General features: G+C 56.0%; 16 protein-coding genes and 10 pseudogenes. 10 read left to right on the plus strand and 16 right to left on the minus strand.

What is annotated here, in order from left to right; translation table 11 throughout:
* Positions 1 to 75: 75 nt before the first annotated feature.
* The 12 genes and pseudogenes from ltrA to J5278_RS26490 all read right to left on the minus strand — a co-directional run bounded on the left by ltrA (position 76) and on the right by J5278_RS26490 (position 10507).
* A pseudogene (gene ltrA / locus J5278_RS26440) lies at positions 76 to 1327 on the minus strand (group II intron reverse transcriptase/maturase).
* A 418-nt stretch (positions 1328 to 1745) separates the two neighbouring features.
* On the minus strand, positions 1746 to 2060 hold the full coding sequence (tnpB, locus tag J5278_RS26445; protein WP_161959318.1) for an IS66 family insertion sequence element accessory protein TnpB: 315 nt from the start codon (positions 2058 to 2060) through the stop codon (positions 1746 to 1748).
* A 2-nt stretch (positions 2061 to 2062) separates the two neighbouring features.
* Positions 2063 to 2170: pseudogene (locus tag J5278_RS31320) on the minus strand (IS66 family insertion sequence element accessory protein TnpB); the annotation flags it as partial.
* 191 nt (positions 2171 to 2361) lie between these two features.
* Positions 2362 to 3453 (minus strand): IS5 family transposase, encoded by a 1092-nt coding sequence (locus J5278_RS26450; RefSeq protein WP_209187069.1) that lies wholly within the window; start codon positions 3451 to 3453, stop codon positions 2362 to 2364.
* A 64-nt stretch (positions 3454 to 3517) separates the two neighbouring features.
* Positions 3518 to 3799, minus strand: a complete 282-nt coding sequence (locus tag J5278_RS26455) for a transposase (protein WP_111218078.1) — start codon at positions 3797 to 3799, stop codon at positions 3518 to 3520.
* Positions 3800 to 3901: 102 nt separating this feature from the next.
* Complete coding sequence (locus tag J5278_RS26460) at positions 3902 to 4486, minus strand: plasmid pRiA4b ORF-3 family protein (RefSeq protein WP_111217016.1); 585 nt, start codon at positions 4484 to 4486, stop codon at positions 3902 to 3904.
* Positions 4486 to 6144: an IS66 family transposase gene (locus J5278_RS26465; protein ID WP_219258763.1), complete on the minus strand. Its 1659-nt coding sequence runs from the start codon at positions 6142 to 6144 to the stop codon at positions 4486 to 4488. The genes J5278_RS26460 and J5278_RS26465 overlap by 1 nt, the downstream gene beginning before the upstream one ends.
* 77 nt (positions 6145 to 6221) lie before the next feature.
* Complete coding sequence (gene tnpB / locus J5278_RS26470) at positions 6222 to 6503, minus strand: IS66 family insertion sequence element accessory protein TnpB (RefSeq protein WP_257625801.1); 282 nt, start codon at positions 6501 to 6503, stop codon at positions 6222 to 6224.
* Between the two features lie 62 nt (positions 6504 to 6565).
* Positions 6566 to 6913, minus strand: coding sequence for a transposase (locus J5278_RS26475; RefSeq protein ID WP_111217014.1), 348 nt, complete (start codon positions 6911 to 6913; stop codon positions 6566 to 6568).
* A 164-nt stretch (positions 6914 to 7077) separates the two neighbouring features.
* Positions 7078 to 7341: pseudogene (locus J5278_RS26480) on the minus strand (helix-turn-helix domain-containing protein); the annotation flags it as partial.
* Positions 7342 to 7440: 99 nt separating this feature from the next.
* Positions 7441 to 8781 (minus strand): amidase family protein, encoded by a 1341-nt coding sequence (locus J5278_RS26485; RefSeq protein ID WP_111220954.1) that lies wholly within the window; start codon positions 8779 to 8781, stop codon positions 7441 to 7443.
* A 40-nt stretch (positions 8782 to 8821) separates the two neighbouring features.
* The gene (locus J5278_RS26490) at positions 8822 to 10507 is read right to left on the minus strand and encodes an NAD(P)/FAD-dependent oxidoreductase (protein ID WP_111220955.1); all 1686 of its coding nucleotides are present in this window, start codon (positions 10505 to 10507) and stop codon (positions 8822 to 8824) included.
* Positions 10508 to 11245: 738 nt separating this feature from the next.
* On the opposite strand from J5278_RS26490, the gene J5278_RS26495 reads away from it, so the two are divergent.
* A complete protein-coding gene (locus tag J5278_RS26495; RefSeq protein WP_209187082.1) occupies positions 11246 to 12079 on the plus strand; it encodes an IS5 family transposase in 834 nt (277 codons plus the stop codon).
* A gap of 82 nt (positions 12080 to 12161) precedes the next feature.
* Here the strand turns inward: J5278_RS26495 and J5278_RS26500 are convergent.
* Positions 12162 to 12491: pseudogene (locus tag J5278_RS26500) on the minus strand (DAK2 domain-containing protein); the annotation flags it as partial.
* A gap of 129 nt (positions 12492 to 12620) precedes the next feature.
* On the opposite strand from J5278_RS26500, the pseudogene J5278_RS26505 reads away from it, so the two are divergent.
* Positions 12621 to 13660 (plus strand): annotated as a pseudogene (locus J5278_RS26505) (IS110 family transposase).
* A gap of 403 nt (positions 13661 to 14063) precedes the next feature.
* On the opposite strand, the pseudogene J5278_RS26510 reads toward J5278_RS26505, so the two are convergent.
* Positions 14064 to 15186: pseudogene (locus J5278_RS26510) on the minus strand (IS5 family transposase).
* 347 nt (positions 15187 to 15533) lie between these two features.
* A pseudogene (locus J5278_RS26515) lies at positions 15534 to 16573 on the minus strand (IS110 family transposase).
* Positions 16574 to 16596: 23 nt separating this feature from the next.
* Between J5278_RS26515 and J5278_RS26520 the strand changes: the two are divergent.
* Positions 16597 to 17412 (plus strand): tyrosine-type recombinase/integrase, encoded by an 816-nt coding sequence (locus tag J5278_RS26520; RefSeq protein ID WP_240538913.1) that lies wholly within the window; start codon positions 16597 to 16599, stop codon positions 17410 to 17412.
* Positions 17413 to 17555: 143 nt separating this feature from the next.
* Positions 17556 to 18579 (plus strand): annotated as a pseudogene (locus J5278_RS26525) (LacI family DNA-binding transcriptional regulator).
* Between the two features lie 112 nt (positions 18580 to 18691).
* Here the strand turns inward: J5278_RS26525 and J5278_RS26530 are convergent.
* A protein-coding gene (locus J5278_RS26530) for an IS630 family transposase (protein WP_111218198.1) occupies positions 18692 to 19698 on the minus strand; the annotation gives its coding sequence in 2 pieces (ribosomal slippage) (positions 18692 to 19260 and positions 19260 to 19698; 1008 coding nt in all).
* Between J5278_RS26530 and J5278_RS26535 the strand changes: the two are divergent.
* The 6 genes and pseudogenes from J5278_RS26535 to J5278_RS26560 all read left to right on the plus strand — a co-directional run.
* Positions 19693 to 20163 (plus strand): annotated as a pseudogene (locus J5278_RS26535) (transposase); the annotation flags it as partial. The gene J5278_RS26530 and the pseudogene J5278_RS26535 sit on opposite strands and share 6 nt — an antisense overlap.
* Positions 20164 to 20595: 432 nt before the next feature.
* On the plus strand, positions 20596 to 22239 hold the full coding sequence (locus tag J5278_RS26540) for a hypothetical protein (RefSeq protein ID WP_133255561.1): 1644 nt from the start codon (positions 20596 to 20598) through the stop codon (positions 22237 to 22239).
* Positions 22240 to 22389: 150 nt separating this feature from the next.
* Positions 22390 to 22572 (plus strand): annotated as a pseudogene (locus tag J5278_RS31785) (transposase); the annotation flags it as partial.
* 92 nt (positions 22573 to 22664) lie between these two features.
* Positions 22665 to 23012: a transposase gene (locus J5278_RS26550; protein WP_219259413.1), complete on the plus strand. Its 348-nt coding sequence runs from the start codon at positions 22665 to 22667 to the stop codon at positions 23010 to 23012.
* 62 nt (positions 23013 to 23074) lie between these two features.
* The gene (tnpB, locus tag J5278_RS26555; RefSeq protein WP_374109200.1) at positions 23075 to 23356 is read left to right on the plus strand and encodes an IS66 family insertion sequence element accessory protein TnpB; all 282 of its coding nucleotides are present in this window, start codon (positions 23075 to 23077) and stop codon (positions 23354 to 23356) included.
* 77 nt (positions 23357 to 23433) lie between these two features.
* Positions 23434 to 25092 carry an IS66 family transposase gene (locus J5278_RS26560; protein ID WP_219259416.1) on the plus strand — a complete coding sequence of 553 codons (1659 nt, stop codon included), beginning with the start codon at positions 23434 to 23436 and terminating at the stop codon, positions 25090 to 25092.
* The last annotated feature ends 48 nt before the right edge of the window (positions 25093 to 25140 follow it).

Here is a 25140-nt window from a genome sequence, read left to right on the forward strand (position 1 = left end):
CGAGTAGGCCGGAGGAATTTCACCTCCAGCCTCTCTCAGAACCGGGCGTGAGGCTCTCACCTCACCCGGCTCCCATCAAGCGAGCTCCATGCCATTACCAAGTTGCCAGTGTACGAACAGCTTCCGGTTTTCACGCGCAATCTTTGCAACAAAGAGACGCGCTTGCCCCAGGCGTTTGCGAAAGCGCTTATATTTCCGTTTAAACCAAACATAGAGCGTTTCGTTGATGTATCTCGCCATCGGATAAAGTGCCGAGCGCGAGTATTGCCCATAGTATGCGATCCATCCCCGAACGATCGGGTTTATCTCGCGGGCAATGTCATCCAACGTCACCTCTGTTCGTTTGCGGGGTTTCAGGTTTCGAATCCTCTCCCGCATCGAATTCAGCGATGATATGCTGACGGCCGGGGTAAATCCGCAGAATGTTTTCTGCGTAACTGGACCCCGGACGGATCGCGGACGAAAGCAATACCCGAGAAAGTCGAACTTGACGGTCTCGTGCCTACCCCTCCGTCGATCATCTTTGCAGTAGACGATTTTCGTTTTCGCGGGATGCATTTCCAAGCGACATTCCAAAAGACGAGCTGCAAGCGCTTCTCTGACGATCCGCGCTTCACTCTCGCTCGCAATGCACCAGTCCATCATCCGCGTAACGACACCATGGCAGGTCAGGGAACTGTCTGCCCATCCACACGTCGAATGCATAATGCAGGAAGAGGTTGGCAAGTATCGGGCTAACGACACCGCCTTGTGGCGTGCCGCAGTTTCGCTCGACGGTTGCCCCATCCTCCTTCCGCATTGGTGCTGTCAGCCATCTTTCGATGTAGAGCAGCGCCCAGGCACACGTTATGTGTTTGCGTACAGCCCGTAGCAGAAGGTCGTGGTCGATATTGTCAAACAGTCCTTTGATATCGAATTCCAGGACCCAATCATATTTCCAGCACCGCTTGCGCGTAACGCCGATGGCATCCAGCGCCGACTTTTCGGGCCGATAGCCATAGGAATCTGCCAGAAAGATTGCATCTAGATCCGGCTCAATCATCTGCTTGACCACACTTTGGGCCACGCGATCTGCCACTGTTGGCACCCCGAGGATCCGCTGGCCTCCACTCTTCTTAGGAATGGAAACGGCGCGAACTGGCGGAGGAAAGTAAGTGCCTGAGCTCATCCTGTTCCAGATCTTATAGAGATTCCCCTTCAGATCGGCCTCGAACTGCTCAATCGTTACTCCATCCACACCAGCTGCGCCTCCGTTGGATCGCACCTGAAGATAAGCTTCGTACACCTTCTGCTTACTGATATTGAACGGTTTGCCTTGCGTATCCATCAACGTCCTCCTGTTGCCAGTTGTGTTGATGATACGCCCACCTGATCCGACCTCTTCGCTCCAGCTCCATTACGAGCCTTCATCGCTACTACAGATCGGTCCGTCCCAGTGCTCCGCATCGGTACTCTCGCCTCACGGTTTTCTCCGCTTGTGCTTCTCCCTTTGCATCGGAGCGACTGGTTCCTGCAGTTCCGCGACAATGCCTGCATCCGCTTCACGCCCCCTCAACGCCGGTCGCCGCTTGCCCGGTCACCAGGCATCTGACAAGCTGATCCCAAAGAGACGACACACCTCTGGTTTTGACGACAGGTTCCACGTTACGACGCTTCATCGGAAGGTTCATTTTCATTCGTCTCTCGGATGCGTACCGGCCCAGGGGTTGCCCTGGACTTACCTCCAACGCTCACGACCACGTCTCTTAACGCAGCCGCTTGGAGTGGTTTGAGCCCAGCTGCGCTGTCGAGATTGTTACCGCCCCACCTTCCACGTTTGGCCAAATGAACCGCCCTCGTTCCAGCCGCCGGGTAAACAGGCAGGCGCCCAATCCGTCATGCCAGATGATCTTGATCACGTCAGAACGACGACCCCTAAAGCAGAAAAGGTGACCACTCAGCGGGTCATGCTTCAAGATTTCCTGCACTTGAAGGGCCAAAGATGGAAAGCCGCGCCGCATGTCCGTATAGCCAGTCGCCAGCCAAACCTTCACGGTTGTGCCCATCGGAAACGGGTTCATAGTTAAAGTGTCTCCAAGCCGCGGATGATCCGCAACAACGCTTTCACATCGACCGTCTGATCAACGACGACGCGCCGACCGTTTGCGATCACCACCTCCATACGGCTGCTATTCGGCATCCGGCATTCTGTGGGAGCTATCTGCGCAGCATCTTCACCTGGACACCTCGATTTACCGGTCGCAGTTGGCAAGATGGTGCCGTGGATGTATTTCCGCGATGAACTCGCGCGGATGATCGCCCATTTTTTGTGATGATTGCCGCATCTGCGGCATGCATTTCGGCCTTCCGGCCAGCTGCGCGTTATGCGGTCCGTGGTTTTCCAGTCAGCCAGACATAGCGAAGCATGTTGTAGGTGATATTGGCCATGCCGATCTTCACCCTCGCTCGGCTGATTCCGATGGTGCGCACGAAGAGCTTCATCTTGTCCTTCTGCCGCGCAAAGACATGTTCGATGGCGGAGCGGACCTTCGAACGACGGCCGTTGGCGCGCGACATCGCCTCCGGCATGGGTTTGCCCTTTGGCTTCTTCTGATGGATGTCGGACTTTAGGCCATTGTCCTGCAACCATTCCTCGTTGGTCTTGGAGCGATAGGCCGTATCGGCCCAGACCGTCGACGCGGTATTGTCTTTGGTCACTACGTTTCGAAGCTGGGCTCCGTCATGGGCGCTCGCACTCGTCACCGTCCATCCCCGGATAAAGCCATGGGCTCGGTCGATGCCTGCATGGTTTTTGTAACCAAACATTGGAATGGCAATATCGTGCTGGTCAGTCGTCGTCGACGTCGGCGTCTCCGTTGGCCGTTTCGCCTTGGAATACTTCACTGTCCATCGCGCGTCGCGGTCCTTCTGGGCCAGCCTGGCGGGTTTATCCTTCCAGTCCTCAGGGATTTCGCCGGCCTTGATCGCGTCTTTCTCGTCCTGGCTGTTATGTTGCTTGGGAGCCTGGATGATCGTGGCGTCAACGATCTGCCCGCCTTTGGCCAGATATCCGGAACGTGAGAGATGCTTGTCGAAACGGGCAAACAGATTATCAATGGCACCTGCACGCACCAAACTCTCTCGGAACAGCCAGATCGTCTTGGCATCCGGCACCTTCTGCGAAAGGGAAAGGCCAAGGAAACGCATAAACGACAGCCGGTCCTGGATAACAAACTCCGCTTGGTCGTCGGAGAGATTATAAAGCGCTTGCAGCACCAGGATTTTAAACATCAGAACCGACGGAAATGGTGGACGTCCACCCTTCGATCCGTCGGACCGCTTCAGCGCCTTCGCTAAAGGTTTTTCAAATATCGCCCATGGAATGATGCTGTTGAGCTTCTCCAGCGGATCGCCGACGGCACTCAGCCGTTCGTAACGATCATCCAAATCCCAAAAGCCCGGTTGCCCACGCATCATCCGCTCCCAGAAAATCACACTGGCCGGATTGAATCATGAAACGCGGAAAATGGGGAGGTTTTTAGAGGTGTCCACCTGGCACGGTGCGTTCCGGAACGACCAGGGCTGGAACAAACCCTTCCGATGAACCATTGCCAAGTCTTCCTTCCCGCGCCGCCTTGCGCCAGCTATTCAACTGAAAGCGGGTGATCCCATGGCGCTGGGCTGTAACCGTCACCTGCCGGGGAGCAGAGAGGCTCTCTGCTACAATCGCAAGCTTGGCTTCGTCACTGAATCGGCGGCGCCGACCGCTGTCCACAATCTCAAGGCGGCTCACCTGTTTACGGTCTCTGATAATGTCCATGGCTACAACACCGGCTATATTGACGTCGATATAGCCAGTGCTCTTCCATATTCCTCACCCGTACAAGACGGCCTTCGTATGCATTCGCCGAGGACCGCAGGTTCAGCTTTTCTTTCGCGATCGGCGCTTCCATTTTGCAGCTAAGGCCTCGACGTTTTTGCGGAGATTGGCGGCGTCGACATCGCCAGGATCGTAGTGCGCATCGCCCCACCATTCCACTAGTTCGTGGTGACGCTCATGGTTGGTGTCCGCAATGGCCTCGCGGAACTCTTCATAACCCCACGGACCGCCGACATCCTCCGGTGGACATCGTCCGACAACGTCAAGCAGGAAGGGATCGTCGAAGCCGGCGGTCGCCGGTAAAACCTTTTCGATTTTCACGGTGTGCGTCCAGCCGTCGCCGAAGTCATAGAGATACTTGAATGATTTCGCGCCGATATCTTCGATGGCAGCAAGAAGCGTTTCTTTGCGTGCATCGATGGGACCATCAAAGCCGCCATCAGGCACGCCGAACCCGATGTCACGGATCCTGAACTCATACAGATGGCTGTTGGTCCAGCCGAAAGCCTCTTGAAGAACCTCATGAAGCCGGTCAAGCCGAATGCGGAATGGGACGACAACGCGCCGCATCACCAAGGGATCAACGTCATCGAGCGTGATCTTTAAGCGAACGAGAGGACCTGCCATCAGGCCGCCTGCCTCAGTGGCGATGTTGTGGTTTCCCGCCAATTCCAGGGGAGAAGCTCATCAAGACGGCTGACTGGATGGTCGGCGATGCGGGCAAGGACATCGGCAAGCCAGGCCTGTGGGTCAATGCGATTCATTTTCGCGGTGACTATCAGGCTGTACATGGCCGCCGCCCGCTGGCCCCCTCGATCGGAACCGGCAAATAGCCAGGCTTTCCGTCCGAGTGCCACACCGCGCAGAGATCGCTCCGCACAATTGTTCGACAGGCAAATGCGCCCGTCGTCGAGGAAACGGGTGAACGATTCCCAGCGGTTCAGCATGTAGTCAAACGCCTTTGCCAAGTCATTGTCGCGCGGTAACCTAGCGCGATGTTCGCGTATCCATATCTCCACGTCGTCGATCAGCGGTTTTGACAACTGCTGGCGGATTGCTTTTCTCTCATCGGCCGTACGGCCATTGATATGGCGCTCGATTTCGAACAGTGCGTCGATCCGCTGCACCATGTTCAAGGCGACCGGCGAGATGACGGCGGCATTTTTACCCTGCGCTTTTCGGCGCGCGTTGGCCTCCAAATCGGCTTGCGCAAAGAATGGTCGCCTCGCATGCGCCCAACACGCCGCCTCATGAATCGGGCCCGGACTTCGATCAGGAAGATAGAGCTGGCCATAGCCCGTATAGGCATCCGCCTGAAGGATGCCGCTATAATTGGCCAGATGCGCCTGTGGATGTTCGCCGGCCCGGTCCCGGGAATAATAGAACATCGCCGACGGAGGCGCCGTTCCGCCAAACGGAGCATCGTCCTTGACGTAGCTCCATATCCGACCGGTGACGGTCTTGCCGAGAGCGAGAACCGGCACGGTCGTGTCATCACCGTGGATCCGTTCAGACGCGAACGTATGGCTTTCAATCCGCCTCACAAGCGGGTCAAGGACCTGGCAGCACGCGCCAATCGCGTCTGCTGCTGTCGACAGACTGACTGGCACACCTTCCAGGGCAAAACGTTCGACCTGGCGATTGAGGGGAATGTGCTGGCCGAACTTGTCGCAGAGCATCATCGCCAAAAGGCTCGGACCCGCCCATCCTCTCGGTATGACATGGAAGGGTGCAGGTGCCTGGCTGATCTTCTCGCAGTCACGGCAGGTGAACTTTTCCCGCACCGTCTGAATGACCTTCCAGCTACGCGGTACGCTCTCCATCGTTTCGGTGATGTCTTCGCCGAGCTTGCGAAGCCGTTCACCGCCACAGCAGCTGCAGGCAACCGGACCAGGCACCACGACACGCTCACGCGGAAGATATTCCGGGAAAGGCTTCTTGACGGGCCGCTTGCGCGTAAAGCCGGTGACCGCAATCGCAGCAGCTGCGGCAACGGCCATTTCGGCGGCAAGCTCATCTTCGGTCGCCGCCGCTTCGGCGTCCTCAAGCATCAGCTCCATCTGCGCGATCAGCCGCGCTGTCCGTTCCGACTTCTGACCGCGCAGTTCCCGTTGCAGCTTTTCGATATAGACTTTCTGGCGAAGAATGATGGCCTGATCGTCGGCCTCCTTGGCCTTGGCAACAGCCAATTCGGCCAAAGCAGTAGCCCGTTCCGACCGCGCAATCGCTAGCTCTGCTTCCAGGGCTGCAGCATGATCACGGTGATTTCCCGAGCCGGTTTCCATGCTCGAAGTGAATCACAAAACCACTGATTTGTATAGCTTTTCTTGGTGCTGCCGCACGCAATCCCGCCAAAAAAACGCTATCCCGCGCTCGTCGGGCGCCATGTCTGCTGCGGGTTTCGCCAGTCAATTCCCTCAAGCAGATAGGACATCTGGCCAGCCGTCAGCGCAATCGCTCCACCCTCCGTCGCCGGCCAAATGAAACGGCCGCGCTCAAGCCGCTTTGCGTATAGCGAAAGGCCAATTCCGTCATGCCAAAGAGCCTTGATCAGCCGGCCACTTTTCCCCCGGAAGACAAAAACGTCCCCCTTGAACGGATCACGGCCCAGACCTTCCTGCACGATCAGAGCAAGACCCTGCATCCCTTTGCGCATATCGCAATGGCCGCTCGCAATCCAAACACGCACGCTCGAACTGATCGGGATCATTTGAGCGCTCGCATTACTGCTGCGGCAAGATCACAAGGTGCCCCGGACGAAATCCTCACCTTGGTACCGTTCGCAAAGTCCACAGCGATCGTCGCCGCAACGACATCGCCACCGCCCGCGGCACCCACGACCGTCGCGGGCACGAAGGCAGGACCATCCGTCACCGCAGCCGACAGCGCCTGGCGGCGCCACGTGTAGAGCAGCCCCGTCGAAACATCAAAACGACGCGCTACCTCCGACACATTTGCACCCGGCGCGAATGCTGCCTCCAGAATTTCCAGCCGATCAGCCGGTGACCAACGACGACGCCGTTCTTGACCCGTCAGCAAAATGGCCTGTGCCATAGTTCCTCATTGCGCTCTTAATTCCACTCTCAAGAGCGCAAAATCACGATATCGCAAAAAATTCGCAAGGCGGTCCACGCCGTAGGGATACCGGCCTTCCTCGGATGCGTACGATTGAGCGGCTGGTGCTGGGCGAACTTCTCAAACAGGATCATCGCCGCGAACAAGCGCCCAACCATCTCATCGAGCGTCACATCCTTACGGTCATCGATCAACGCGATAACGAATTCCTCGTGGGCATCAACGGCCGATGGTCGTCGCCAGCCTTGTGGCCGAGGCCTTAACTCGCCCTGTCGCGCTCTCGCGATCCAGCGGATCGCGGTCGAAATTCCAACGCCGAAACGAGCCGCAGCCTGTCGGGCCGACATGCCCGACGCCGACGCTTTCAATACTCGTATTCGCAGATCATCGCTCAAGGCCTGTCCCATCATCCACCTCTCCGTTGCGGATGTTGAATCAGCTTAGGCCGGCGACGTCACATCACAATCGATTCATTGATCACAGCATGTGCTCTAATTCTTCAAGCCTTACTTATAGCTTATCACTTTCTCGAGACCCGTGGCAGCTTCCAAGAGGTATCGATCTTTCCCACATGCAGCATCAAAGCTTAACCCTACTGGGAGAGCGCCTTTAGGAGCAACCGGGATAGTAATCGACGGAAGCGCCGCGTTACTGGCGAGGTCGGTGTTTCTGATGCACTCAGCAAAGATGTCTGGGTGCGCGGCCTCAGAAACAAGCGGTACCGCTTGGGGGACCGTCGGATAAGCTAGCAGATCAATATCGCCCAAGTCAAAAAGCGCATTAATTTTCCGCCGCAATCGTCCGACATTGGAAATTGCCTCAGCATAATTCGCGGGCGTAATTAGCCCACCACCCAAGTGCGCATGAATTATACCGCGAACGTTCTCGTCGCGAATATCCTCGAAAACCTCAGAAATTTTTTCTTCCCAACCTAGCGAGACTAATGTCCTTGGGAAGTCCAAGAAGAATTCGTAGAGCGGGACCGTAAAGGTGATCGTCCGGCTCAGTTCAAGTATCGAGGTATCGTCTACCTCCACGCATTGATGTTCGACAGACTTTAAGCTATCAATTGCTGCACGGCAAACCGACTTGACGTCGGCGTCGAGCCCGGTCCATAGTGAAGACGGCAGGCCTATTCGCAAAGGCGACTTATCAGGAGCCGTCATCGGTTCGTCCGATGAGAGATGGCTATAGACAAAAAGGGCATCTGCCGCACTTCGAGTCAGCAAACCGGGCGAATCTTTGGTTCTCGATACCGGAATGATGCCGGACGATGACCATCTCCCGCTTGTGGGCCTGAAACCGGTGATGCCGCAAAAAGATGCAGGTATCCTTACCGAACCACCAGTATCGGTACCAACTGCCAACAACACAATTCCTGCAGCCACAGCGGCGGCACCCCCACCACTGCTACCTCCAGCGCAATAGCCAGGCGCTGCCGGGTTTCCTACGGTTCCCCATTGGGCATTTACCGACGTGATACCAAAACTCAGCTCGTGCATGTTGTTCTTGCCGGAGACCACCGCTCCCAAGGCTTTCAGCTGCCTGACAATTTCAGCATCACGCGGAGCGATGCAGGCCGCCATTGCTGACGTCCCGACGGTGACCGGTTGCCCTTCAACACAGATGTTATCTTTGAAAGAGACCGGTATCCCAAAAAGTGGAGCGTCCACACAGGCCGCATCCGGCTTGGTAAAAGATTGCTCAATGCCACGTTCTTGGATGAAACAATTGAGCTGACTGTGTCGCAGCATCGCTGCTAATGTCGATTCTCTGATTTCCAACACCGAAGTTTCCCTGGCGTGTATTTGATGGCAAATCTTCTCGATATTAGACGTTGCAAACATTTAAGTAGCCTTATTTAAAGGAAGATAAATCTACCGGTTCTCAATATCGATAAGCGGAATCCATCTCATCAATAGGGTTCCCCTGTAAGAGTTGGCCGCCACAGCTGCGTATGACAGCACACGCGGCATTCAAGCCCGTTTGTACTGCGCCCTCAACCCAGCCGCCGGTAAAGGAGCATCCACATCCTGCTAGATAAAGGCCCGTGTCTTCTTCCGGTCTTTTTGCGGTAGCAAATTGGAAAAATAGCCGCTGTGAAAAGATGTCTTCCCCAGGATAATTGAGCTTAAAAGCACCTACTGCATAGGGATCCATTAGCCAATCGTGCTGCAGGACGTGACGTTCATAGTCACCTTTCGCCGGAACTAAATGGCGGGCGAAATCACCGCAAACTGTGGCCAGATCGTCGACTAGACGCTGGCACCTTTCTTTTTTGTCCAGGATGGAAAGCATTTTGTTTGCATCATCTTCCCATGTGTAGCTTAACAGGACCACGCCCTTACCATCAGGTTTATCTGGCTGATAGTCTAAGCAGTAGACCCCCCTAGCAAGGCCGTCAGACAGGATAGTTGTCGGCAAGCCCTCTTTTAACCAGAACTTGTTTTCCGTAAGCATAAACAGCTTGGAAGATCCGGTAAGGTGGGTCCGTCTGACCGCTCGCAAAACCTCATTGTTAAGAAATGTTTCATCCGTCGTAAGACGATGGGCCAGTTCCATGGTCCGATTGCTTGTGGTGACGATGACGCGGTCAAAGGGCTCGACCTGCCCTCCTGAGCATGTCACAAGTATCTGGCCACCCTGTTTGGAAATACCGCTGACATGACCGTTGCGCACACGCTGCCGCAAACTCAGACCGTGAAATTCCTGTTCAGCAAACCGTTTCACTAAAAGGGAAATCCCTCCAATAATCATGCGCTGGTCGTCCTCGTACCCGTTGATCACCAGACGCAGTATCTCGGTAAAGGCGGCTTGGTACACAGGTAAAAAGCCTCCAGATCCAATCCCCAGAGATCCGAAAAGCTCAAAGTCTTCTGGCCTTTTCCAGGGAACGCGCCCTGGCGGCCGCGGTCCGGTAAAGATGGTGACCAAGGCTGAATAAAAGGAGGCGTCGCGAAACGAATCCAGCCAAGCCTGCCAAGCCTCACGAGCCTCGTCAAAGCGGCGCGACCGAAGCAACTTTGTGATTTTAGCCGGCGCAAGCAGTTGAATACCTTCGTGCACGTAACCGTCGTTTATCAAAGCTTGCCATCCTTGATCAACGCGCCTGAACAAAGGCGGCGGAGGCCCGCCAGCCTGCCATAGGTAACGCTCACCTCGGTAATGTATCTCAGTATCCACGATGCCCGGATCGGGAAATGAAGCTGCGGTATCTATCCTGAATTTGTCCAGATAATAAAACAGACAGGTCGCGCTGGAAGGAAAGCGCATAGCACCCATCTCGGCAATGAGATTCGGTTCGAGCGGGTCGAAGATTTGTGACCAAGCCCTTCCACCCATGCGATCTCGCGCCTCAAACAGCACGAGATCTGTTACCCCGGCCCGCAAAAGTTCAGTCGCCGCCACCAAGCCACTGATGCCAGCGCCCACAATGCCGACTCGGGGACGGCGGCTGTTTTGGGCAACGCTCCCAATACGACCTTCAAAATCCCTCAATCGCAAAAACGATCCATAATCATAAAGAAGATCGATACTCGGTAATGAAGCTACTGGGATGGTACTGTTCAGCATATTGCTCTCCGATGATGACAATGTTTTCTCGAAAGCCAGTTTCGCCTCGGAATGCCTGCCCCTTAAATCGGTACGCCGCGGCTACAGCTTAAAGGTGGCTGCTCATACGGCGTCACAATCAGCGACGTATTTCCAGGAAGAAGCTTGCCCCCTTGCCTACTTAGCGATAGCGGATCTCGCTAACCGAAGTTGCCACAGCGCATGTATTGATCAGTCGCAATCGTAAGAGTAGACGTATTCGAACTAGAAAATACAGTATATGTGGAATTAAATATAGCAATTTGTCTCTCAGACACCATCTCAGAGGGCGTACTGGGTTGCAATACGAATAAAAATATTGATATTTATGCATCATTAATATAAGCTTATTGATTTTTATCCTTAATTCAAGAGATTTCCTTTTACAATTTTGTTTCATTTGACATCGGTTCGCCTGCCTGTCGGTCGAAGCGATCGGCAAGGCAGGCAGGCGAACCGATGTCAGAGTCGGACTCGAAAAGTCGTCTATGATCTCGATACCTTGCAAGTGTCTGGGTTATCAGGCGACTGCGGGCAATCAGAATCCATACCTCTGGGGAGGCGCACGGATGCGACATATCAATATATCCTGCCAGTAGAAGCAATTGCTGGAGCCCGATGATAGGATCGATTTTTTCTGATTGGCTGCCTCAAAAAGAGGTGGGTGATTTCAACAGGTTATGATTCCTTCGGATTTGCAAAGATTCGATGGAGTTCACGATGGCCTGGACTGAAATCACCCGTCGGCAATATGCCCGGCGAACGGCTCGCTATGCAAGTGACATGACGGATCGGGAATGGGAACTGGTTGCGCCTTTTTTGCCGATGCCCCGCCGCTTGGGTCGACCTCGCACCACTGATTTGCGCGAGGTCGTAAATGCTCTGCTTTACATCGCCACCACCGGTTGCCAGTGGCGGATGCTGCCGAAGGATTTTCCGCCCTGTTCAACGGTCCAGGGCTATTTTTATGAATGGCGGGCACTGGGACTTTGGACACGCATCAACCATCATCTCGTGATGGAGGCACGCGAGTTGGAGGGCAGAGAGGCAAGTCCGACGGCTGGTGTGATCGATAGTCAGAGCGTGAAAACTACGGAAAGCGGTGGCATACGAGGCTATGATGCAGGTAAGAAGACGAAAGGGAGAAAGCGCCATATCATCGTCGATACGCTTGGCCTGATGGTCGGTCTCATGGTGCACAGCGCCGACATCCAGGATCGCGATGGTGCTCCTGATCTTCTGAAATCCATCCGCCACAGGTGGCCATGGTTGCTGCATGTCTTCGCTGATGGCGGCTATGCAGGCGATAAGTTGAAGCGGCGATTGAAGAAGATCGGACGCTGGACGGTCGAGATCATCAAGCGCTCGGACAAAGCGAAAGGCTTTGAAGTTCTGCCACGACGCTGGGTCGTCGAGCGGACCTTCGCGTGGCTTGGCAGGTGCCGCAGGCTAGCAAAGGACGTCGAAAAATCCATCGCCTCCTCAGAGGCATGGATTATGATCGCCCACATTCGCCTGATAACCCGGCGGCTCGCAAGGTATCGATATCATTGAAGCCTTTTCGAGTCCGACTCTGATCCAAACAGGTGCCAAATTCCATGTGCGTGTGCGTGTGCGTCTGCGTCTGCGACGATTATCACCCTGTCACGCTCATAGCGACGGTCTTTTCGCCAGCTGACTGGCCTTCGAAGTCGGGCCGCACCGCCAGGTACTCGAACAGTCGGGCAACGGCCTCTGCTCCGGGATCGACATGACCTTCCAATTGCTTTGCATTGACATATGCAGCACGTCCCGCCTTTGCGTGGATAAGTGTTGCCGTCAGGTCAGCTCCTGCACGTGCTGCTTTAGCTGCGGGGGCGAAACCTTGTTCGAGTGCGTCGAGTGCAGGCAAGAGAGCATCGACCATTGTCCGGTCGCCAAGCCGCGCGCCACCAATCTCCTGCATCCTATAGAGGCCGGCCTTTAACAGATAGGATATTCGGCTTGAGTCCCTGCCTCGACATCACAGGTTTGATGAAGAGGCGCTGCGCTTCGAGTTGATGATAAACGTGGTCATGTGAGAACAGCCACAAGCATCAATGAAAGGAAGCGCAGCATGAAATATTTTGCAGGCCTTGACGTCTCGTTGCAAGAGACATCCGTATGTGTCGTTGATGAGACCGGTCGGATTTGCCGGGAGATGAAAGTCGTCACGCACCCGGACGATCTGGTCCTGGCGTTAAAGAACCTGGGCCGGGAATTTGTCCGCATCGGGCTGGAAGCCGGCCCGATGTCGCAGTGGCTATATAGTGGCCTGGTTGAGGCGGAGCTGCCGACAGTCTGCATCGAAACCCGTCATGCGAAAGCCTTTCTCAAAGCGCAGGTCAACAAGACGGACCGCAACGATGCTCGCGGTATTGCCCAGATGATGCGGGTGAACCTCTTTCGTCCCGTGCACGTCAAGACGGTGACCAGTCAGAAACGCCGCGCTCTTCTGACCGCACGTAAGCTGCTCCAGGAGAAGGCGCTCGCATTTGAGAACGATATTCGCGGGCTGCTGCGTAACTTCGGCCTTAAGGTGGGCATTGCCAGGGTGGGTAAATTCGAAAACCGCATTACCGAACTCTGGAGGCTATTCCCGATCTCAAGGAGATCATCGCTCCCTTGCTTGACGCCCGCCAAAAACTCCGGGAGGAGTTCTCGCGGCTGCACCGGAAGGTTCTCGACATCGCCCGGGATGATGTCACCTGCAAGCGGTTAATGACGATACCCGGAATAGGTCCAGTGATCTCACTCGCCTACATCTGCACCATCGACAGTCCCGCTCGGTTTGTGCACTCACGAGCGGTGGGACCTGCTTTGGGGCTAACACCGGTTGTCAATCAATCGGGAGAAAGCAAGAGGATCGGCCGGGTCTCATCCGCCGGCGATGCGATCATGCGCGGGCTACTTTACGAGGCGGCACAGGTCTTGCTGACACGGGTGAAGAAATGGTCCTGGCTGAAGGCTTGGGCGATGAATGTTGCCAAACGCCGCGGTCTTCGAAAGGCCATTGTCGCTCTTGCACGGAGACTTGCGGTGATCATGCATCGGATGTGGAGCGATGGCACGGAGTTCCGGTGGACCCGCGACAACGACGTGGCGAAAGCCGCATGATCGGAAACAACGGGAGACAATAAAGTTCTGCCAGCCGGTGGAGAGATGTCCTTCGCGGACGGTGGACAAGGTGAGTTCGGCCGCAGCCTTGCTTCAACTGCAGCACATCGCAGGAAGTGCGCTTAACAGATTGAACCGCCTTGTTCTTCTAATCCTATGGTGGGAGGGCCGATGGGCCGATCCCGGAGAGAAGCGTGGACCGCGAAAGACTGAACGCCACGGCAGGAAAAATAGCTCGAAGTGCTTGACCTCAACACGCCGAATAGAGAAGGATGCGGAAATAGCGCCAATTTTTCACCGATCCAGGTTATACTGCTGGAAGACGGACCGTGATGAGCTTTTTCAGCGGCCTTGTCGGCCGGTTTTGTCATAATCCGCCTGGTTCGGCGGATTCCGGGCGCGATTATGCCGTCGCCAGCAGCTTCGGCAGCCTCAGCAGATTATAAGCGGTGGCTGTCAGGGTGAACATCCAGCCGACGCGATCTTTTCCACGATGGCGGGTCTTACGCATTCCGCCGCTGGTCTTGGCCCAGCCGAACACTTCTTCGATACGCTTGCGGATACGCTGACTGACATCGTAGCCGGGATGATGGGTGGTCCTACCATCAATTGCCGAGCGTTGGTTCGTCGTGTTCTGGGCGACGTGTGGCGTCACCTTTGCGTCCCGCAAGGCAGCAACGAAATCGGCCGTATCGTAGGCTTTGTCTGCGGCCAATGTGATGCGGTGACGACCATCCATGCGGCCCACCATATCCAGAGCTGCCTCGCGCTCTGCGGTTCCACTCGCATGGGTCAGCGTGGCGTCGACAACCAGGCCGTTGCGGTTTTCCATTGTGACGTGACCCATGTGGCAAAGCTTGGCCGCCTGGCCACGGGCCTTCTTGTAAAACCTGGCATCAGGATCGGTGGTCGAGGCGTGGGTTGCGTTGCTGCGCTTCTCGCCGGGGAAATCACGCTCAGAGTTGCGGTGCGGCCTTTGGCGGCTGCTTCTCTCCGGCGCCAGAGCCGCTGTCGTCAGTGTCGCTACCATCTGCGCCGTCCTTGCGTTTGAAGCTCTTCATGCTGGCCCACGCTTCGATCAAAGTGCCGTCCACCGAGAAGTGGTCGTCTGACAGCAATGCCTTAACCCGCGGCTGGCTCAGCAACGCCGCCAGAAACTTGGCGGCGATGTCGCCAGCCAAGAGCCGCTCACGGGTCTTGGTGAATACGGTGACGTCCCAGATCGGCGCGTCCATCGATAAGCCGACGAACCAGCGGAACAGCAGATTGTAGTCCATCTGCTCCATAAGCTGACGCTCCGAGCGGATCGTGTAGAAGGCCTGCAACAACAGAGCGCGCAGCAGCTTCTCCGACGGGATCGACGGCCGGCCGATCGCTGAATACATCCCCTCGAAATCCGGGGACAGAACTTCCAGCGCCTCGTCTACGATGGCACGGATCGGCCGCAGCGGATGGTTTGCCGGAACGCGGGCTTCGCAGCTTACATAAGAAAACAGACCCGCCGTCTGGTCATCACTGCCGCGCATGTTCTGCTCCCGCCAATCAATCACCCAGGCATGGAATCACGGCAGTCCGCTTACAGCAAGGGCCTTTTTCCGCATCCTTCTCTATTCGGCGTGTTGAGGTCAAGCACTTCGAGCTATTTTTCCTGCCGTGGCGTTCAGTCTTTCGCGGTCCACGCTTCTCTCCGGGATCGGCCCATCGGCCCTCCCACCATAGGATTAGAAGAACAAGGCGGTTCAATCTGTTAAGCGCACTTCCTGCGATGTGCTGCAGTTGAAGCAAGGCTGCGGCCGAACTCACCTTGTCCACCGTCCGCGAAGGACATCTTTCCACCGGCTGGCAGAACTTTATTGTCTCCCGTTGTTTCCGATCATGCGGCTTTCGCCACGTCGTTGTCGCGGGTCCACCGGAACTCCGTGCCATCGCTCCACATCCGATGCATGATCACCGCAAGTCTCCGTGCAAGAGCGACAATGGCCTTTCGAAGACCGCGGCGTTTGGCAACATTCATCGCCCAAGCCTTCAGCCAGGACCATTTCTTCACCCGTGTCAGCAAGACCTGTGCCGCCTCGTAAAGTAGCCCGCGCATGATCGCATCGCCGGCGGATGAGACCCGGCCGATCCTCTTGCTTTCTCCCGATTGATTGACAACCGGTGTTAGCCCCAAAGCAGGTCCCACCGCTCGTGAGTGCACAAACCGAGCGGGACTGTCGATGGTGCAGATGTAGGCGAGTGAGATCACTGGACCTATTCCGGGTATCGTCATTAACCGCTTGCAGGTGACATCATCCCGGGCGATGTCGAGAACCTTCCGGTGCAGCCGCGAGAACTCCTCCCGGAGTTTTTGGCGGGCGTCAAGCAAGGGAGCGATGATCTCCTTGAGATCGGGAATAGCCTCCAGAGTTCGGTAATGCGGTTTTCGAATTTACCCACCCTGGCAATGCCCACCTTAAGGCCGAAGTTACGCAGCAGCCCGCGAATATCGTTCTCAAATGCGAGCGCCTTCTCCTGGAGCAGCTTACGTGCGGTCAGAAGAGCGCGGCGTTTCTGACTGGTCACCGTCTTGACGTGCACGGGACGAAAGAGGTTCACCCGCATCATCTGGGCAATACCGCGAGCATCGTTGCGGTCCGTCTTGTTGACCTGCGCTTTGAGAAAGGCTTTCGCATGACGGGTTTCGATGCAGACTGTCGGCAGCTCCGCCTCAACCAGGCCACTATATAGCCACTGCGACATCGGGCCGGCTTCCAGCCCGATGCGGACAAATTCCCGGCCCAGGTTCTTTAACGCCAGGACCAGATCGTCCGGGTGCGTGACGACTTTCATCTCCCGGCAAATCCGACCGGTCTCATCAACGACACATACGGATGTCTCTTGCAACGAGACGTCAAGGCCTGCAAAATATTTCATGCTGCGCTTCCTTTCATTGATGCTTGTGGCTGTTCTCACATGACCACGTTTATCATCAACTCGAAGCGCAGCGCCTCTTCATCAAACCTGTGATGTCGAGGCAGGGACTCAAGCCGAATATCCTATCTGTTAAACTGCTGTTGCCGTTTGCAAGCAAGCAAGGAGGTTGCGCCATTGATCGTATGACAGTTGAAGCGCTGACGCCGGCAGTTGTCCGCAAATTCCTGGACCATCTAGAACACGATCGCCGATGCAGCGAAGCAACCCGTAACCAACGGCTCGCGACCATTCATTCATTGGCGCGCTACATCGGCATGCGTTCGCCGGTCCACTTGGCTTGGTGTTCCGACGTAAGGGCAATACCGTTCAAGAAGACGGCAAAAGCCTCGATCGGCTACCTCGAAAAGGCCGAGATGGATGCGCTTCTCGGGCAACCCGACAGACGTACGAACCTTGGAGTGCGCGACCACACCCCGTTTTTATTCCTGTACAACAGCGGTGCACGCGCCGATGAGGCTGCCAGGTTGACGATCGGTAGTCTTCAGCTGGGCACGTCTCCTTTGACACGGTTCGGAATACACCGCATCATCACGCAATATGCCGCCGCGGCGAGCAAAATGGTGCCGTCCCTGGCCACAAAGCGCGTCAGCCCCCATACGATTAGGCACACGACAGCAGTCCACCTCCTGCGCGCGGGCGTCGACATCAACACAATCCGCGCCTGGTTGGGCCACGTCTCGTTGGATACCACCAACATTTACGCCGAGGTGGACCTGGAGATGAAGGCAAAAGCATTGGCCAAAGTTGATATCAGCGGCCTGAAGGAGCCCCCAAAGTAACAAACCCTGCCGTCACTAGGCAATACCTTAATAACTGAGGTGCGCACCTCACTGCAAGCGAATTTTGAGGTCCGCACTTCAATTCTTGCATTTTTCTCCGTTCTGAGGGAAATGTATGTGATCAAATCGTTTTAGGAGCCGGGATGCGGCCGACAGCAAAAGACCTCGCAGAGGCCGCGGGCGTCAGCCTCGCGACAGTAGATCGCGTGTTAAACGACCGCCCCAATGTCAGCAGAAAAGCCGTACGGCAGGTCAACGAAGCAATCGATCGGATCGGTTTTGTGCGAAACCCCGCAGCCGTCAGCCTCGCACGCAACAAGAGTTATAGATTCCGTTTCGTCCTGCCAAACTCAGGCGATCTGTACCTACGAGAGCTCATACAGCGCGTGGAGGAACTGAAATTAGCCCTCAAGGGCGATCTCACCGGCATCGATTACGTCCAGATTGCGACTGACGACGCACATGGCGTGGCAAAGTATCTTAGCAGAGCCGAGGAAGTCGATATTGACGGCTTGGCACTGATGGCGCCGGAGTCGCCCCAGGTCCGCGATGCGGTCGCCCGTCTCCTCAAGCGTAACATCAAGGTCATTCAGTTCCTATCCGGGGCAAGAGAAACTCGCCACAGCCGATTTTGTCGGTGTGGACAACTTTGCAGCAGGAGCCACGGCCGGAAAATTGATTGGCAGGCTTTCCTTTCACAGGCAGGGCAAGGTGATGGTTGTTGCTGAGAGGATGCAATCTCTGGACAGCATCCAGCGGCGCCACGGCTTCGACAGCGTCATAAATCAGCATTTCCCCCACCTCAGAGCCCTCCCTTCCATCGAAACCCACGCCGATGAGCGTCGCGCAAACCAGATCATCGCGCGCGTTCTTGAGAACAACAAAGACATTATCGCAGTCTACGTCCTGAGTGCGGAGGCCCGGGTGCCGCTTTCGGCGATCGCCGCACATTCAGATCTTTCTAACCTCACGGTAGTGGTCCACGAACGCACGATCTTTACTGAAGAGGCACTGCGCGACGACCGCATTGACGCTGTGATCGCGCAGGATCCGGGCCACGCCGTTCGCAGCGCAGTACGCATCATGCGAGCACGCGCCGATGCCAAGGAGCCGTTGGCGGCGCAAGAGAAGATCAGAATCGAAATTCTTTTAAAAGAAAACCTTTAAATTCTGCCTACTCGGTTCGCGATTTCCGTTAATTGAGGTGCGCACGTCAATTGCGCAGATTCAAAACTCTTCGAATTTCAAACGCGCACTGTCTTATACGCATCCTCACTGATCAAAACCCATTCGTCCATTCTCTTCGACCGATGGACATTATCCGCCATGGCTGGCTTTCGAGCTTTCGCCAAGCATCACAGCAGTGATCGACAATTTCGTCGTATGATTTGAAGACTCGGTTCGAGAGCCAGTTTTCGCGCATGAAGTGCCAGAGGTTTTCCACTGGGTTTAGCTCCGGCGATTTCGGCGGGAGTGATAGGATGGTAATGTTTTCAGGCACGACGAGATGATTGGACATGTGCCAGCCTGCCTGATCCATGATGAGGATGGCGTGCGCATCCTCGTCAACATGGCGGGCGATTTCCGCCAGGTGCTGCGTCATCGCGTGGGTGTCGCACCACGGCATGACGAGAGCTGCCGCCTTGCCAAGCTTCGGGCAGATGGCACCGAAGATATAGGCCGATCTTGTGCTTTGATCGTGCGGCGCGGAAGGCCGCGTTCCCCGCCTAGCCCGGCGGCGCGTGATCTTGTTCTTCTGCCCGATACGGGCCTCGTCTTCGAACCAAATCTCTACCCGTTTTCCTTGCGCTGCTCCGGCGGCGATTTCTGCCACTGCGGCGGGGAAACTTTTTTAAAATCCTCGATGGCTTGAGGGTCTTGCGCGTGATGTTTGGGCCTTGCAGCAAGCTTGTGATAACCCATGGCTCGGACCTCGCGGCTCAGTGTTTGCTCGCTCACAGAAACGCGGAACTCTTCCCAAAGCCATTGAGCCAAATCGCACAGACGCCAGCGAACAACGCCGTCAAGATAGGGTGTCGGCCCACGCTCGATGGCCTGCACCAAGGCCGCACGCTGCTGATCGTTCAACCTCGACTGCTGACCGGGAGCCTTGCCGTCGATCAGCCCCTGGGGACCCCGTTCGTTGAAACGCATGACCCAGTCCCGGATGATCTGGAGCGTGACATTGCCGAGCCGGGCTGCATCTGACCGCGAGCAGCCGTCGTAGATCAATGCGAGCGCCGACAAGCGTCGTACCTGGGCTGCGTCCTTCGACTGCCGCGACAGAAGACGGCTCGCATCGACGAGCGGACCGCAAAGATCAAGGCATTGTCGGCTGAAGCTGACACGGCGCGGCGCTTGCAGACCATTCCTGGCGTTGGCCCTTTGACAGCCTTGGCGATCGAAGCCTTTGCCCCGCAAATGGAGAACTTCCGGCGTGGCCGTGACTTCGCCGCATGGCTCGGCCTTGTGCCACGTCAGTTCTCGTCGGGCGGCAAACAACGACTGGGACGCATTTCCAAGTCTGGGCAGTCTGATATCCGCAGGCTGCTGATTATTGGGGCAATGACACCCCTGAACTGGCTGGGCCGGAAATCCATACCGGAAGGATCGTGGTTGGCGCGCATGCTCGCGCGAAAGCCCCGAATGTTGGTCGCGATCGCACTGGCCAACAAGATGGCGCGCACGGTCTGGGCATTGCTGACAAAACATGAGGATTATCGAGTTCCGGCACAGGCGCCAGCAACATGATGAAGGTGTTGCAGGTAACCTAATGTCGGAAAAAGGGGTGTGAGAAGGCGACGACCCGAATGGGCAAATGATCGAAAAGATCTGGATCGGGAAAACCAGCCTTGAATCATGAGCAGAAGAGCTCGGGATTCAGATTTGGACCCGACCCGCAGACCACCATACCGGCCAGCGGCTTCTGTAAACGCCGTATCTACAGGCCTCACAGAAGACCGCACTCGATCACATGACCTTCGGTTCAAAGACTTCTTGCATCACGGGCGGCAACCACAGAAGATTCACCGCGTTTTGGGAAGGCCAAAGAGTCGAGGTCAGCGAGTTGGCGTATTACAGATGAATTGATTTTTGTGATGAACGCTCAATCGTTGGGATTGCCTAATGCGATGAAAGGCGCAAAATCGACGGAATAGAACCTCTTTGCAGTGGATATGCACCGTGCGCAAGTCCGAGCTGGAAGCATCAGCGATTACATATCTGACGGACTCCATCCGCAGCAGAATTCCTGCCTATGCAGGTGGTAGATTAAATGGTCCACCGCCCTCTGGCTCAAGGACAGAAAATTTACAATCAGACGCCGGTTCGCTCGGCCGCCAAGTGGACGCGATCCTGAGCCGCTCCATTCCTGCCCTGCCGCAGTTCAACAGACAGCGCTTGGGCACCTTGCGGCTCATCAGCGACGCCGGAATAATCGGTACTTCCGATTTGGCGACGATAAACAATGCGGCGAAAGTAGATGAAGTCATCCGCACCATCGACTCAATGAAACCGCGCTTTGCCAATCCAGTCCAGGCAGCTACGATCGGTCATCTGTCGGAGTACCTGCAGCGACACGGACAGATTCCACACTGGGTCAGCCCCGTCGAATTCCCTGAGACAGCTGTTGTTGGGCATCGCGCTGATCTCAGATTACCGGAAAAGCACACCTCCGTTTACACTAGTGGTAATATCAAACACAGAGATCGGTATAACGCCGACCTGCGTGAAATTAAAAAGCTCCTCGACACGATAATCCCAGATGGTGCAAGCTACAATGAGGTGCGTCAGCGGGTGATTGATGAGATCGTAACGCATTCCAATTCTATTCAGAACTGGCTCAAGAGGCAAAGGACCATCGCCGAGACGCGCGGTGCTGAAACCCGGGATTTCATTCCAAATCAATTTCATTATCGCATGAAGGAAGTGACGGACGCCGTAGAGAAAATAATTCGTCCAGAACGGCAAAAGCTGCTGCAGCTAGCTGATAATAAGAATGTGCGCAAACTTGCGCCCGACGAAGTTAAAGATGTTGCTCGTTTAATAGCGCAATACCGTTTCGGCTCGGATTCTTCCTATGCTGCAAATGGGGCCACAGAAGCAGCCCACCGCCCAATATCCTATCAACCTCACCCGTATCTAGCATACGACATGTTTGCGGCCGTCCTCTATGACAACCCGCATCGAGCAAGGACAAATCCCGTTGCAGCAGAAATGGCAGGTTACGTCGCAAAATCCCTTGATGCAGTTATTCCTCCTAGCCGCGGTAACTTCTACAGCCGTATTTGTTTTCTTAAAACCGTCTCCGACAACAGAGACTTCTGGTTGGCTCCGGGGATGGTGGATATAAATGATCGCCCGGAACTCGCGGCGTTTGTCGGCAGCGGCCAGCTACACACGCTTAAGACAAAAAGTCCTGACCAATTCAACGATCTTGTGCGCGATCTGCACGATTTTCATGAAGCATGGACGTGCCGGCTTCTCACAGTGCCCCAGCGGCACTTGGTGCTCGCGGGAGCGAGTAAAGCAGATAAATCTACCGGATTGAAAAAACCTCAAATATCGCCTGTTCGGCGAGGAATCGAGAGGGCGGGATGTGCGGCTGGCCAGACCAAACTCACATTCAAACCAACGGGGACGAAATCGCTGGCTAACGATGAAAGACTTACGGATGCGCGTAGGTCATCGATCTCCGATCCTAGTCCTTTCTTTAGGCATGAAATTGGGCAGCGGAACCGCGCCACCGGATCGGACGTGTCAAAGATAAGGGAGACGCCACGCGATGCGCTTTCAAAACGAAAGCGTGACGACTCTATCGAACGTTAACATCGAGATTTTTTCAAATATTTCTGTAGATAAGATTCCGCTCTCTAACACGCTATTTATCGTAAGCGCCGTCTCCGCCCCATTGGATTGGGTGTATTTTGAGGCTTGCTGCATATGCGAGAAGGTTTCCAGTTGTATCTGGAGATTTTCATGGCAGATGATGGATTTGTTGGTCGCTACGAAGTTGTCGAGCCGCGCCGCGGAAACCGGCGTTGGCCGGATGATGTGAAGGCGCGGATCGTGGCGGAAAGCTTTGAGCCTGGTGTTCGCGTTGTGGATGTCGCGCGCCGTCACGGCGTTATAGCAAACCAGCTTTCCGATTGGCGACGTCAAGGTATCCCTACGGCGTGGACCGCCTTGCGAGTTTTTTGCGATATCGTGATTTTGCGCTCTTGAGAGTGGAATTAAGAGCGCAATGAGGAACTATGGCACAGGCCATTTTGCTGACGGGTCAAGAACGGCGCCGTCGTTGGTCACCGGATGATCGACAGGAAATTCTGGAGGCAGCATTCGCTCCCGGTGCAAATGTGTCGGAGGTAGCGCGTCGTTTTGATGTTTCGACGGGGCTGCTCTACACGTGGCGCCGCCAGGCGCTGTCGGCTGAGGTGACGGATGGTCCTGCCTTCGTGCCCGCGACGGTCGTGGGTGCCGCGGGCGGTGGCGATGTCGTTGCGGCGACGATCGCTGTGGACTTTGCGAACGGTACCAAGGTGAGGATTGCGTCCGGGGCACCTTGTGATCTTGCCGCAGCAGTAATGCGAGCGCTCAAATGATCCCGATCAGTTCGAGCGTGCGTGTTTGGATTGCGAGCGGCCATTGCGATATGCGCAAAGGGATGCAGGGTCTTGCTCTGATCGTGCAGGAAGGTCTGGGCCGTGATCCGTTCAAGGGGGACGTTTTTGTCTTCCGGGGGAAAAGTGGCCGGCTGATCAAGGCTCTTTGGCATGACGGAATTGGCCTTTCGCTATACGCAAAGCGGCTCGAGCGCGGCCGCTTTATCTGGCCGGCGACGGAGGATGGAGCGATTGCGCTGACGGCTGGCCAGATGTCCTATCTGCTTGAGGGAATTGACTGGCGAAACCCGCAGCAGACATGGCGCCCGACGAGCGCGGGATAGCGTTTTTTTGGCGGGATTGCGTGCGGCAGCACCAAGAAAAGCTATACAAATCAGTGGTTTTGTGATTCACTTCGAGCATGGAAACCGGCTCGGGAAATCACCGTGATCATGCTGCAGCCCTGGAAGCAGAGCTAGCGATTGCGCGGTCGGAACGGGCTACTGCTTTGGCCGAATTGGCTGTTGCCAAGGCCAAGGAGGCCGACGATCAGGCCATCATTCTTCGCCAGAAAGTCTATATCGAAAAGCTGCAACGGGAACTGCGCGGTCAGAAGTCGGAACGGACAGCGCGGCTGATCGCGCAGATGGAGCTGATGCTTGAGGACGCCGAAGCGGCGGCGACCGAAGATGAGCTTGCCGCCGAAATGGCCGTTGCCGCAGCTGCTGCGATTGCGGTCACCGGCTTTACGCGCAAGCGGCCCGTCAAGAAGCCTTTCCCGGAATATCTTCCGCGTGAGCGTGTCGTGGTGCCTGGTCCGGTTGCCTGCAGCTGCTGTGGCGGTGAACGGCTTCGCAAGCTCGGCGAAGACATCACCGAAACGATGGAGAGCGTACCGCGTAGCTGGAAGGTCATTCAGACGGTGCGGGAAAAGTTCACCTGCCGTGACTGCGAGAAGATCAGCCAGGCACCTGCACCCTTCCATGTCATACCGAGAGGATGGGCGGGTCCGAGCCTTTTGGCGATGATGCTCTGCGACAAGTTCGGCCAGCACATTCCCCTCAATCGCCAGGTCGAACGTTTTGCCCTGGAAGGTGTGCCAGTCAGTCTGTCGACAGCAGCAGACGCGATTGGCGCGTGCTGCCAGGTCCTTGACCCGCTTGTGAGGCGGATTGAAAGCCATACGTTCGCGTCTGAACGGATCCACGGTGATGACACGACCGTGCCGGTTCTCGCTCTCGGCAAGACCGTCACCGGTCGGATATGGAGCTACGTCAAGGACGATGCTCCGTTTGGCGGAACGGCGCCTCCGTCGGCGATGTTCTATTATTCCCGGGACCGGGCCGGCGAACATCCACAGGCGCATCTGGCCAATTATAGCGGCATCCTTCAGGCGGATGCCTATACGGGCTATGGCCAGCTCTATCTTCCTGATCGAAGTCCGGGCCCGATTCATGAGGCGGCGTGTTGGGCGCATGCGAGGCGACCATTCTTTGCGCAAGCCGATTTGGAGGCCAACGCGCGCCGAAAAGCGCAGGGTAAAAATGCCGCCGTCATCTCGCCGGTCGCCTTGAACATGGTGCAGCGGATCGACGCACTGTTCGAAATCGAGCGCCATATCAATGGCCGTACGGCCGATGAGAGAAAAGCAATCCGCCAGCAGTTGTCAAAACCGCTGATCGACGACATGGAGATATGGATACGCGAACACCGCGCCAGGTTGTCGCGCGACAATGACTTGGCAAAGGCGTTTGACTACATGCTGAACCGCTGGGAATCCTTCATTCGTTTCCTCGACGACGGGCGCATTTGCCTGTCGAACAATTGTGCGGAGCGATCTCTGCGCGGTGTGGCGCTCGGTCGGAAAGCCTGGCTATTTGCCGGTTCCGATCGAGGGGGCCAGCGGGCGGCGGCCATGTACAGCCTGATCGTCACCGCGAAAATGAATCGCATTGACCCACAGGCCTGGCTTGCCGATGTCCTTGCCCGCATCGCCGACCATCCAGTCAGCCGTCTTGATGAGCTTCTCCCCTGGAATTGGCGGGAAACCACAACATCGCCACTGAGGCAGGCGGCCTGATGGCAGGTCCTCTCGTTCGCTTAACAGGCTGCGGAAAAAGGCGCTTGC

It is taken from the genome of Rhizobium sp. B21/90 (assembly GCF_019355815.1).
Lineage (GTDB): Bacteria > Pseudomonadota > Alphaproteobacteria > Rhizobiales > Rhizobiaceae > Rhizobium > Rhizobium rhododendri.

Excerpts from the sequence above, each read along its gene's own strand:
- J5278_RS26465 (WP_219258763.1), bottom strand. The coding sequence starts at position 6,144 with ATGGAAACCGGCTCGGGAAATCACCGTGATCATGCTGCAGCCCTGGAA.
- J5278_RS26450 (WP_209187069.1), bottom strand. The coding sequence starts at position 3,453 with ATGCGTGGGCAACCGGGCTTTTGGGATTTGGATGATCGTTACGAACGG.
- tnpB (WP_161959318.1), bottom strand. The coding sequence starts at position 2,060 with ATGAACCCGTTTCCGATGGGCACAACCGTGAAGGTTTGGCTGGCGACT.
- J5278_RS26560 (WP_219259416.1), top strand. The coding sequence starts at position 23,434 with ATGGAAACCGGCTCGGGAAATCACCGTGATCATGCTGCAGCCCTGGAA.
- J5278_RS26550 (WP_219259413.1), top strand. The coding sequence starts at position 22,665 with ATGGCACAGGCCATTTTGCTGACGGGTCAAGAACGGCGCCGTCGTTGG.
- J5278_RS26490 (WP_111220955.1), bottom strand. The coding sequence starts at position 10,507 with ATGCTGAACAGTACCATCCCAGTAGCTTCATTACCGAGTATCGATCTT.
- tnpB (WP_257625801.1), bottom strand. The coding sequence starts at position 6,503 with ATGCAGGGTCTTGCTCTGATCGTGCAGGAAGGTCTGGGCCGTGATCCG.
- J5278_RS26475 (WP_111217014.1), bottom strand. The coding sequence starts at position 6,913 with ATGGCACAGGCCATTTTGCTGACGGGTCAAGAACGGCGTCGTCGTTGG.
- J5278_RS26455 (WP_111218078.1), bottom strand. The coding sequence starts at position 3,799 with ATGGACATTATCAGAGACCGTAAACAGGTGAGCCGCCTTGAGATTGTG.
- J5278_RS26485 (WP_111220954.1), bottom strand. The coding sequence starts at position 8,781 with ATGTTTGCAACGTCTAATATCGAGAAGATTTGCCATCAAATACACGCC.
- J5278_RS26495 (WP_209187082.1), top strand. The coding sequence starts at position 11,246 with ATGGCCTGGACTGAAATCACCCGTCGGCAATATGCCCGGCGAACGGCT.
- tnpB (WP_374109200.1), top strand. The coding sequence starts at position 23,075 with ATGCAGGGTCTTGCTCTGATCGTGCAGGAAGGTCTGGGCCGTGATCCG.
- J5278_RS26460 (WP_111217016.1), bottom strand. The coding sequence starts at position 4,486 with ATGGCAGGTCCTCTCGTTCGCTTAAAGATCACGCTCGATGACGTTGAT.